Origin of the sequence: Novosphingobium aquimarinum (assembly GCF_009746585.1) — a bacterium.
Lineage (GTDB): Bacteria > Pseudomonadota > Alphaproteobacteria > Sphingomonadales > Sphingomonadaceae > Novosphingobium > Novosphingobium aquimarinum.
In genome coordinates this window covers 23400-33487 of the sequence record NZ_WRPO01000034.1, presented here as the reverse complement: position 1 = coordinate 33487, position 10088 = coordinate 23400, and the positions used below count along the sequence as shown (strand labels likewise).

General features: G+C 63.3%; 8 protein-coding genes. 5 read left to right on the top strand and 3 right to left on the bottom strand.

Going from position 1 to position 10088, the window contains the following annotated elements; genetic code table 11:
* Nucleotides 1-134: 134 nt before the first annotated feature.
* Nucleotides 135-1025: a DUF1259 domain-containing protein gene (locus tag GQO94_RS19965; RefSeq protein WP_008603797.1), complete on the bottom strand. Its 891-nt coding sequence runs from the start codon at nucleotides 1023-1025 to the stop codon at nucleotides 135-137.
* 168 nt (nucleotides 1026-1193) lie between these two features.
* Between GQO94_RS19965 and GQO94_RS19960 the strand changes: the two genes are divergently transcribed.
* The 4 genes from GQO94_RS19960 (at nucleotide 1194) to GQO94_RS19945 (ending at nucleotide 5455) form a co-directional block, all read left to right on the top strand.
* Complete coding sequence (locus GQO94_RS19960; RefSeq protein ID WP_025160483.1) at nucleotides 1194-2144, top strand: chromate resistance protein ChrB domain-containing protein; 951 nt, start codon at nucleotides 1194-1196, stop codon at nucleotides 2142-2144.
* A gap of 2 nt (nucleotides 2145-2146) precedes the next feature.
* A complete protein-coding gene (chrA, locus tag GQO94_RS19955) occupies nucleotides 2147-3544 on the top strand; it encodes a chromate efflux transporter (RefSeq protein ID WP_008603799.1) in 1398 nt (465 codons plus the stop codon).
* Between the two features lie 74 nt (nucleotides 3545-3618).
* Nucleotides 3619-4287 (top strand): superoxide dismutase, encoded by a 669-nt coding sequence (locus tag GQO94_RS19950; RefSeq protein ID WP_017184236.1) that lies wholly within the window; start codon nucleotides 3619-3621, stop codon nucleotides 4285-4287.
* 88 nt (nucleotides 4288-4375) lie between these two features.
* Nucleotides 4376-5455 (top strand): Cj0069 family protein, encoded by a 1080-nt coding sequence (locus tag GQO94_RS19945; protein ID WP_157838154.1) that lies wholly within the window; start codon nucleotides 4376-4378, stop codon nucleotides 5453-5455.
* A gap of 84 nt (nucleotides 5456-5539) precedes the next feature.
* Here GQO94_RS19945 and GQO94_RS19940 read toward each other — a convergent pair whose 3' ends face one another.
* On the bottom strand, nucleotides 5540-6100 hold the full coding sequence (locus tag GQO94_RS19940) for a recombinase family protein (RefSeq protein ID WP_017184234.1): 561 nt from the start codon (nucleotides 6098-6100) through the stop codon (nucleotides 5540-5542).
* A 173-nt stretch (nucleotides 6101-6273) separates the two neighbouring features.
* Here GQO94_RS19940 and GQO94_RS19935 point away from each other — a divergent pair, with 173 nt between their 5' ends.
* Nucleotides 6274-9243 carry a Tn3 family transposase gene (locus tag GQO94_RS19935; protein WP_008603805.1) on the top strand — a complete coding sequence of 990 codons (2970 nt, stop codon included), beginning with the start codon at nucleotides 6274-6276 and terminating at the stop codon, nucleotides 9241-9243.
* On the opposite strand, the gene GQO94_RS21540 is transcribed toward GQO94_RS19935, so the two are convergent.
* Nucleotides 9227-9940, bottom strand: coding sequence for a hypothetical protein (locus tag GQO94_RS21540; RefSeq protein WP_232333049.1), 714 nt, complete (start codon nucleotides 9938-9940; stop codon nucleotides 9227-9229). The genes GQO94_RS19935 and GQO94_RS21540 overlap by 17 nt on opposite strands.
* Between the last annotated feature and the right edge of the window lie 148 nt (nucleotides 9941-10088).

Genomic DNA, 10088 nt, shown 5'->3' with positions numbered 1-10088 from the left:
CGCCAGCGCGGCCGCGCCCACGCCTGCGACAACAGTGAGAGTTCGTTTGCTAGCCATGTTCCATTCCACTTCCTGCATAAGGGCCGTGGGGTCGGGCGGGCGGCGGTTACGGCCCAATGAGCCGTCGTCCGAGTTCAACTCCTCTGATTGTTCATCCTGTCGAGCGCCGCGCGCAGCCCACGGGCGAGCTTGGCTGCGTCGTCGTTGGCCCAGAAGTGCATGAAGAACAGCCGCGGCTCGTCGTTTAGCATATGATTATGCAGCGCCGTGACCTCGATCCCGTTCGTCCGCAGCACGCGCAGGACCGGATCGACCTCGTTTGCGACAAGTACGAAATCGCCGGTGATGGCGGCTCGGCCGTCCCCGGTTGGCTGAAAGTTGATCGCGGTCGCCGTGCCCATCGTCGGCGGAGTCTCCATATCGCCGTCCATCAGCCGCTCGGCGCGCGGAAAGCTGTATTGGAGGATGCCACCGGCCGTCTTGCCCTCACCGCCCATCAACCGGTTGAGCGCGGCCACATCGAGGTCGAGCCGCGATGCGGCTGCGCTGGCCGAAGGCGATTGCGGCGCGGCGAGCGGGGTCCGACTGGCTGATAGCGCTTGCCGGAGCGCGGCCGCGAGCTTCACCGGGTCGCCGTGGCCGGCAATGTGCATGTACATGGTCGCAGGCGAAGAGCGGAGCAGGTGATTGTGGAGCGCGGTGATCGTAAAACCGCTTGCGAGCAGGCGGCTCAAAACGGGGTTCACCTCGTCGTGGGTCAGCACGAGATCGCCCATCACCATCGCCTCGTCGCCCATCGGCTGAAACGCCGCCCAAGAGCCGAGCGCGAGGGAGGGCTTGATCGTCACCCCATCCAGCGTGACGCTCAGGTCCGAACGCGGGAAGCTGTAGCGGTGAACGCCCCCCGGCTGTTCGGCCCCCGCTCGTCCTATCGCCCGGTCGACAGCCGACCAGTCCGGCGCTGCCCATGCCGGGCTTGCCAGCAGGAGGCTGGCGAATCCCAAGGCGATGGTCTTTTTCAGCATAATTGATCCTTCATCAGCGCACTCGACACGGAAAGCCTCACGTCATGCGAGCGCGCCGCCGGCGAGCCGCGACATTGCGCTCCGGTTTCTTTCTTCGGGATAAGCAGTCCTATGCTCATGAGGCTTGTGATGCAACCCTTACACTTGTAGGCTAGTGACGATACAACTATGACAAACACACAAGCTTCCCCTTGGTTGCTCCTGATCCCGCAGCTTCCGGCTAAGCCTGCCTATTTGCGGGTGAAGGTCTGGCGGCGTTTGCAGGCGATCGGGGCCGCGCCGCTCAAGAACGCCGTCCATGCGCTCCCCAATCGCGAGGACACGCGCGCGCTGTTCGAAGAACTGCATCGCGAGATCACCGAAAATGGCGGCGAGGCGCTGATCCTCGAAGCGCGCCTTGTCGGCGGCATGGGCGATGCGGAGCTGCGCGGAGTGTTCGACGCTGCGCGTGACGCCGACTATGAGGAGTTGGCACGCGAGGCGCGCGCGCTGTGTGAGGGCGAGTATGTCGCGGCGGCGGATGTGGGCCGCCTGCGCAAACGCCTGAACGAGGTCGCCGCGATCGACTTTTTCGGTGCGCATGGTCGGCAGGCGGCACAGGCCGCCATCACCGAGGCGGACCGCCGCTCTCACCAACATCCCGATGTGAGCGGCCCCGGTGCGCCCGAGCTGACCCCGGCGGAGCTAAAGCGCCGCGTTTGGGTGACGCGCCGCCATGTCCATGTCGATCGCATCGCGTCCGCCTGGCTCATTCGCCGCTTCATCGACCCCGAGGCGAGCTTCAAGTTCGTCGAGGGCAAAGGATATGTGCCGGAGCCTGACGAACTGAGGTTCGACATGGCGGACGCTGAGTTCACCCACGAAGGCGACCGCTGCTCCTTCGAGACCTTGGTGTTCCTCACCGGTCTCGAGACCGACCCCGCGCTGCGGGCGCTCGGCGAAATTGTTCACGACCTTGATATTGCCGATGCTCGGTTCGAGCGCCCGGAAACTCCGGGAGTGAGCGCGCTTATCGCCGGCATCTGTGCCGGCACCGACGACGACGAGGAGCGGATCGCGCGCGGATCGACCGCGCTCGACGGATTCTATGCTCACTTCACCCGGCGAAAAGAGGACTAAAGATGGAGGCCAGCGCACGCGCTGAAATCGCAGTCGAGACGCTGCACGAGCACGGCATCAGCTTTGGCGAGGCGGTGCGCGTCTGGATCAGGGTCGCGCTGCTCAGCTTCGGCGGACCGGCGGGCCAGATAGCGGTGATGCATCGCATCCTGGTCGAGGAGAAGCGCTGGATCGGCGAGGAGCGGTTCCTCCACGCGCTCAACTATTGCATGCTGCTGCCCGGCCCTGAAGCGCAACAGCTAGCTGTCTATATTGGCTGGTTGCTCCATAAGACCAAGGGCGGCCTGGTCGCGGGCGCGCTATTCGTGCTGCCCGGCTTCCTCGCGATTTTAGGGCTCAGCTATGTCTATGTGCTGCTCGGCGAAGTGGCGCTGGTCGAGGGATTGTTCTTCGGATTGAAGGCCGCCGTGCTGGCGGTGGTGCTACAGGCGGTGGTCCGGGTGGGTTCGCGTGCCTTGAAGAACAACGTCATGCGCGGTTTTGCCGCGCTGGCGTTCGTCGCGATCTTCGTGCTCGACGTGCCCTTCCCGCTGATCGTGCTTGCCGCCGCGCTGATCGGCTTCTTCGGTGGCCGCGCTGGTTACGCCGCATTCAAGGGCGGCGGCGGACATGGTCCCGCCGGCGCTGAGATAATCCACGACCGCGACACCGCTCTTGGCGAGGGCCTTCCCGACCATGCCCGGCCGAACCTCTCTTGGTCGCTGCGCATCTCCGGCGTCCTGCTGCTGCTCTGGCTCGGGCCGGTCGCAGCGCTGCTGTTCGCGTTCGGCCCCGACGACGTGTTCAGCCGCATCGCCACCTTCTTCAGCCAGATGGCGGTGGTGACCTTCGGCGGCGCCTATGCGGTGCTCGCCTATGTCGCGCAGGAGGCAGTCGAGACCTATGGCTGGCTCCAGCCCGGCGAGATGCTCGACGGGCTCGGCATGGCCGAGACCACGCCCGGGCCGCTGATCATGGTGACGCAGTTCGTCGGCTTCCTCGCGGCCTTCCGCGAAGCGACCGGGCTGCCGCCGCTCGTCGCCGCGACCTTCGGCGCAATCCTCACCACCTGGGTTACCTTCCTGCCATGCTTCCTGTGGATCTTCGCCGGCGCGCCATTCATCGAGCGGCTGCGCGGCAACCGCGCATTGTCGGCCGCGCTTTCGGCGATCACCGCCGCAGTGGTCGGCGTGATCCTCAATCTGGCGGTCTGGTTTGGTATCCACACTCTGTTCGAGCAAGTCCGCGAAGTGCCGTTCGCAGCCGGCACCATCGATCTCCCAGTCCTAACGTCCGTCAACTGGCCGGCGCTGGCGCTCGCGGTGGGTGCGATACTCGCCATGTTCCGGTTCAAGGCCGGCATGCTGCCGGTGCTCGGCGTCTGCTCGGTCCTCGGGGCCGCATATGTAATGATCATCTGAAGGAGTGACGCGTGACGATCGACCATCTTTCCCGACGCAGTGCAATCGCAACTCTTGGCATCGGAGCCGCCGCCATGACTATCAACGAAGCCTCTGCGCAGACGCCGGCCGCAGCGCCGGCGGCTGTCCCCGCCTTTGCCGGAAATCATCAGGTCAAGCCGCTCAGGTTCAATCCCGCCAGGCTTCACGGCCTCTCCGAAAGGCTGATCACATCGCACCACGAGAACAATTATGCGGGCTCGGTCAAGGCCCTGAATATGATCGAGACACGACTTGCCGCCGCGCTCGCTGACACGGACCTGCCGCCGGTGGTCTATGGCGGATTGAAGCGCGAGGAGCTGCACCGCACCGGCTCGGTCGTGCTCCATGAGGTCTATTTCGACGGGCTCGGCGGCAACGGCCAGGCAGCCGGTTCCATCCGCGACGCGCTGGGCGCGGCGTTCGGCTCGTTCGACCGCTGGGAAGCCGACTTCCGCCGTACCGGGATGAGCCTTGCCGGCGGATCGGGCTGGTGCGTGCTCGTCTACAATCTCCACACGCGCTCGCTGCACAACCATTGGGCGTGGGATCATATGCACGGTGCGATTGCCGGCGTGCCGCTGCTCGCGCTCGATATGTACGAGCACAGTTTCCACATGGATTACGGCACCGCCGCCGCCAAATATGTCGACGCCTTCTTCCGCAACATCGACTGGGAAGTGGTCGACCGGCGCTATGCCGCGGCTTTGCGCGGCGGCGGCTGAACCCGACCGCCGTGGCTTAACACCCACTGCTGCGCGACACCTGAGTTCGCGACCACAAAGGGGACAGGTCCGATGGGGAGATGCAACAATGACATCCGGCCCGAACATCGCTCTTCTTTGGCGTGGGCAAGCAGCCGAGTGGACGCATCGCTTTCATGAAGCCCGGCAGTGGCCGATAATGCAGGCCTTGCGGGCGCTCGGGGCGACCGCAAGGCCTGTACTGTACAGGGACGAGGCGGTTCGCGAGATTCGGGACGAGCTGCTGTCGTGCGACGCAGTGCTGGTCTGGGTGAATCCGTTGGACATTTCAGGCGACCGCTCGCAGCTCGATCCAATGCTGCGCGAAGTCGCGGGGTGCGGCGTTGTCGTCAGCGCGCATCCTGACGTGATCGCCAAAATCGGCGTCAAGGAAGTGCTCTACACAACGCGATCCATGGAATGGGGCAGCGATGTCGATCGATACGTGGACGCTGAAGGCCTTCGCGCTCGTTTCCCCGAACATCTTGCCGCAGGCCCGCGCGTGCTGAAGCCGAACTACGGCAACGGCGGCAGGAATGTATGGCGTGTCCAACTAGACGAAGCGGGAAACGCTCCGGCTTTGAAAACGTCGGTGAAAGTTCAAGAGGCCCGCCAAGGAAGCAAATCGGAGCGCATCAGCCTAGCCGAGTGCTTGGAAAGGTGGGTGCCGTTTCTAAACGACGGCGGCGTGCTGATCGATCAGGCTTATCAGCCGCAGTCGTCCGAGGGCATGGTCCGCTGCTACGTGTGCGGGCACCGAGTGGTTGGCTTTGGGCACAACCTGATCACTGCGCTGATGACGCCAACGGCCATTGATACAACGTCGTCAACCCCACAGCCGATGGGCCGCGCCATGTTCGGACCGGAGGTGACGCGCTTCGCAGCCTTACGGAAAGCGATGGAGGATCGCTGGATTCCAGAGATGCAAAGGTTGCTGTCGATCGTCGACCACGATCTTCCGCTTCTTTGGGACGCCGACTTCCTATTTCGCCCTGGTGAAGCCATCAGCGATGGCTCCTATGCGCTTTGCGAGATCAATGCTAGTTCGGTTGCACCATTTCCGCCAAGCGCCGTCCAGCCAGTCGCCGCAGCGGCAATCGGTCGCGCTCTTGCCATTCGTTTGACGAAGGAGACCTCCAATCCTCATTGATATGATTCAAGCAATTCAAGAGACGTGACATTGGTCGTATCAATCAGACAAGCCTAAGGGTGAGCGAGGCTGGGTGAAACCGGCTCAGGTGGCAGCGCGGAGATACTGGTAGAGGGTTTCGCGACTGATCCCCAGGTCACGGGCGATGACGGCCTTGCGCTCGCCGTCATCAACACGGCGGTGCAGCTCGGCGACCATTTCGTCGGAGAGGGAACGTTTCCGCCCGCGATAAGCACCGCGTTGTCTGGCGACCGCAATGCCTTCGCGCTGCCGCTCCCGGATCAGGGCGCGCTCGAATTCGGCGAACGCACCCATGACCGAGAGCATCAGGTTGGCCATCGGGGAATCCTCGCCCGAGAAGGCCAGGCTTTCCTTCACGAACTCGATCCGGACGCCTCTTTTGGTGAGGGACTGAACCAGTTTGCGCAGATCGTCGAGATTACGCGCCAATCGATCCATGCTGTGGACCACGACGGTGTCACCCTCGCGGGCGAAGGCGAGCATGGCATCGAGTTCGGGGCGGTTGATGTCCTTGCCCGATGCCTTGTCGGTGAAAATCCGGTCGAGCGACTGCCCGTCCAACTGGCGATCGACATTCTGATCGAATGTGCTCACCCGGACGTAACCGATCCTCTGGCCTTTCATCGCCGCCTCCGGTCAAAATGTCAGGTTGAATTCTATGACACGGCGGAACATGCGTCAATAAATGCTTGCCATAACCCTATCCTGACAGAAACCGCCGCTGCATCCTGACGTCCGGTTAGGCTATACTCCAGATTGACGCTAGCCTGTCGCTCTCGACTCGGGATGGAGGCAGGATGGCGCGGCGGCGATTATTGACCGGAGAAGAAAGGCGTCGCCTGTTCGATATCCCCCATGACGAAACCGCGATCGTCGGCCACTATACCCTTGCCGCCGAGGATCTCGAACTGGTCGGTCGCCGCTATCGCCCTGCCAACCGCCTCGGTCTGGCAACGCAGATCGCGCTTATGCGGCATCCCGGCTTCGGTTTGCAGCCCGACGTCGACGTCCCCGATGCGGTCCTTCACTATCTCGCCGCCCAGCTCTTCGTCGATGTTGATGCGTTCGCCGACTATGGCCAGCGCGCGCAAACACGTAACGATCATGCCGACATTGCGGCACGGCATCTGGGGCTACACCCTTTTCGGCGAGGGGATATACCGCTCGCGCTCGATCTCGCCGCAAGAGCTGCGGAGCGGACCGATCGGGGCGAACCTATTGTCCGCGCATTGATGGAGGGGCTGAAGCAGGAACGCTTCATTCTTCCATCGGCAGACACGCTCGAACGTGCGGGCCTCGCCGGCAGGGCACGCGCCCGCAAAGCCGCGGCGGCGCTCATTGTCGAAAGCCTGGGTCATGCCGAACTGGCGCGGATCGATGATCTGATCGTCAACAACAGCGACTTCGGCATGACGCCGCTGGCCTGGCTGCGCAATTTCGAGGAAGCGCCCACCACGGCGAACATCAACGGGCTGCTGGAACGGCTACGCTATGTGCGCGGAATCGGCATCGACCCGGCGATCGGCGCGAAAATCCCCGACTTCCGGTTCGCGCAGTTCATGCGCGAAGGTGGCGTTGCGCCGGCGTTCCTGCTCTCCGATTATAGCCTTAACAGGCGCCGCGCGACGCTGATCGCGGCGGTCATCGACCTCGATGCCAGGCTCGCCGATGGTGCGATCCAGATGTTCGACAGGCTTGTCGGAAGCCTGTTCACACGGGCGCGGCGCGGGCGGGAAAGGCGCTATCAGGACAGCATCCGCTCGGTCGGCGAACTTATGCGGCTGTTCGGCGCGACGATCGCCGCGCTGGGAGAGGCGGTCGAACATGGCGGTAATCCGCTCGAACTGATCGACGAAGCGGTAGGCTGGCACAGACTGGTCGCAGCCAAATCGCAGGTCGATGCGCTGGCCGAGCTGGCGGGCGAAGATGCGCTTGTCGCGGCGACTGGTCGCTATGCGACGCTGCGGCGGTTCAGCCCGGCTTTCCTCGATACATTCACGTTCAAGGCATCGGGGAGCGGATCGCAACTGGTCAAGGCCATCGAGGTCATCCGCGATACCAATGCCCGCAAGGCCCGCAGCCTGCCCGAGGGCGTTCCGCTCCCATTCGCCAACCGGCAGTGGAAGCGCCTCATCACCGAAGGTGGCCAGGTCGATCGCCGGCGATACGAGACGGCCATCATGGCCACGCTGCGCGATCGGTTGCGCGCCGGCGACATATGGGTCGAAGGAACCCGCAATTATCGCCGCTTCGACACCTATTTGCTGAGTCGACGCGATGCCGATAAGGTGGCCGACAGCCTGCCATTCCAGACCGATGCGGCCGCCTATCTGGAGGAGCGGGCAAGGACGCTCGACTGGCGGCTGCGCCGTTTCGCCAAGCAACTCAAGGCGAACAGGCTCGCGGGCGTGGCGCTCGAACGCGACCGGCTCAAGCTGCAACCCATGCCGGCGATCACTCCACCCGAGGCGGAGGCTCTCGATCGCAGGCTCGACGCCTTGCTTCCGCGCGTGCGGATCACCGAACTCCTGGTCGAGGTGGCCGAGCGCACCGGGTTCCTGAGCGCATTTCGCGATCTTCGGTCCGGCAAGGAGCATGACAACCCGCACGCGATCCTCGCCGCCATTCTCGCTGATGGATCGAATCTGGGTCTAGAGCGCATGGCCAACGCCAGCGACGGGGTGAGCTACGCCCAGCTTGCCTGGACCCACAACTGGTATTTGTCGCCCGAAAACTATCAGGCCGCGTTGGGGATGATCGTTGCCGCGCACCATGATCTTCCTTTCACGCGCCATTGGGGAGCCGGCACTAGTTCATCCTCCGATGGGCAGTTCTTCCGCTCGGGCCGCAACCGATCGGCGGCGGCCGACATCAATGCGAAATATGGCAGCGAGCCGGGCCTGAAGATCTACTCCCACCTGTCCGATCATTTTGCCTCGTTCGGATCGCGGATCATGTCGGCCACCGCCGGCGAGGCCCCCTACGTGCTGGATGGCCTGATGCTCGGCGCCGGCGCGCTACCGCTGCATGAGCATTACACTGATACCGGCGGCGCGACGGACCATGTCTTTGCCCTTTGCCATCTTCTCGGCTTCCGGTTCGTGCCCCGTCTGCGCGACATCGCCGACCGGAAACTCGGCTCGATCGCCGCGCCTTCGACCTACAAAGGCATCGAAAGCCTCATGGGCCGCACGATCAAGACGGCGGCGATCGAAGCCGATTGGGATGACATCGTCAGGATCGTCGCCTCCATTAAGGAAGGAGCCGTTGCGCCCTCCGCGATCCTGCGCAAGCTGGCCGCCTACAAGCGCCAGAACAGGCTGGATTTTGCGCTGGCCGAACTCGGCCGCATCGAGCGGACGCTATTTGCGCTCGACTGGCTTGAACAGCCCGACTTGCGTCGCGCCTGCCAGGCCGGCCTCAATAAAGGCGAAGCACGTCATACCCTTGCCGCCGCGATCTACACCAACCGACAGGGGCGGTTCACCGATCGCTCGATCGAGAATCAGGAATATCGGGCATCGGGCCTCAATCTGCTGATCGCGGCGATTTCTTACTGGAACACCGTCTATATGGACAGGGCCGCCCAGCATCTCCAATCATCCGGCGGCACCTTCGATGATGCGCTGCTTGCCCATCTCTCGCCGATGGGCTGGGTGCATATCAGTTTGACCGGCGACTATCTGTGGCAAAGGGCAAACCGGCTCTCCCCTGGCGAGTTCCGCACCCTCAACGATCCCATGGCCCGCCTCAAACTCGTGGCATAGCCAGTGTTCTCATTATGTCCGCCAAATCGTTGTCTGGCGCACAAACCTTGAGGTGACGCCGGAGAGGCTCCGAACGGTACCAGGCATAGGCAAGCATGGCCGAGCCAAACCGCGGCTCAACCTTGCTCAGGACCTCAGCCATCTGGCGCAGGCGTCGCTGGGTCCGGTCCGACGCGATCCGATCCTTGCGCTGAATGGCATCCTTGCCGAGCCCCAGGGTGCCAGCCAGTTCGTCGCTGGTGGTGCGCAGGACCGCCGCCATCTTACGCGGCGCGAATTGTCCGTGTTCGGCATAGGCGGCAATCGTCATCAAGAGGCTCCAATTCGATTGAGGCTGAATTGCTTCACTACGAGCGGCAAGCAAGGTCCCATAAGCTGACGCGAAAGCCGGGGGGATGCCTTTCAGGAGAATTTGGCGTCGCGCTCGCGATTGGCTTTGTCCGCACAAGGTCGTGACGGAACCTGTGAGTGCGCCAAAAACCAGAAAGGATGGCGCATGTTGAAAACGATAGAAGAGACCTGCCGGATCCTGCGGTGCAGCCGCACCACGGTCTACAAGCTCATCAATCAGGGAAAACTGGTTCGGGTGAAGGTGCTGCCAGGCGTAGCCCGCATCACCCATGATTCCATCAAGGCGCTGCTGGCGGCGTCCGTGGCATAGACGACGGACCAAGGGCTGGCAGCCGGCGTTCGCCAAGCACCAGCCCCTGGACTGGCGAACTGACAGGTTGTCACAGCGACAACCTGGTTGTCTTTACCCCCGCCCGACAACCTGCTGGCGACAACCACGGGTTCTGCGGACAACCCGGCCTTTCCGTCTCGAGGTTGTCGCAAAGCGTCCTAAA

Excerpts from the sequence above, each read along its gene's own strand:
- GQO94_RS19965 (WP_008603797.1), bottom strand. The coding sequence starts at position 1,025 with ATGCTGAAAAAGACCATCGCCTTGGGATTCGCCAGCCTCCTGCTGGCA.
- GQO94_RS19960 (WP_025160483.1), top strand. The coding sequence starts at position 1,194 with ATGACAAACACACAAGCTTCCCCTTGGTTGCTCCTGATCCCGCAGCTT.
- chrA (WP_008603799.1), top strand. The coding sequence starts at position 2,147 with ATGGAGGCCAGCGCACGCGCTGAAATCGCAGTCGAGACGCTGCACGAG.
- GQO94_RS19950 (WP_017184236.1), top strand. The coding sequence starts at position 3,619 with ATGACTATCAACGAAGCCTCTGCGCAGACGCCGGCCGCAGCGCCGGCG.
- GQO94_RS19945 (WP_157838154.1), top strand. The coding sequence starts at position 4,376 with ATGACATCCGGCCCGAACATCGCTCTTCTTTGGCGTGGGCAAGCAGCC.
- GQO94_RS19940 (WP_017184234.1), bottom strand. The coding sequence starts at position 6,100 with ATGAAAGGCCAGAGGATCGGTTACGTCCGGGTGAGCACATTCGATCAG.
- GQO94_RS19935 (WP_008603805.1), top strand. The coding sequence starts at position 6,274 with ATGGCGCGGCGGCGATTATTGACCGGAGAAGAAAGGCGTCGCCTGTTC.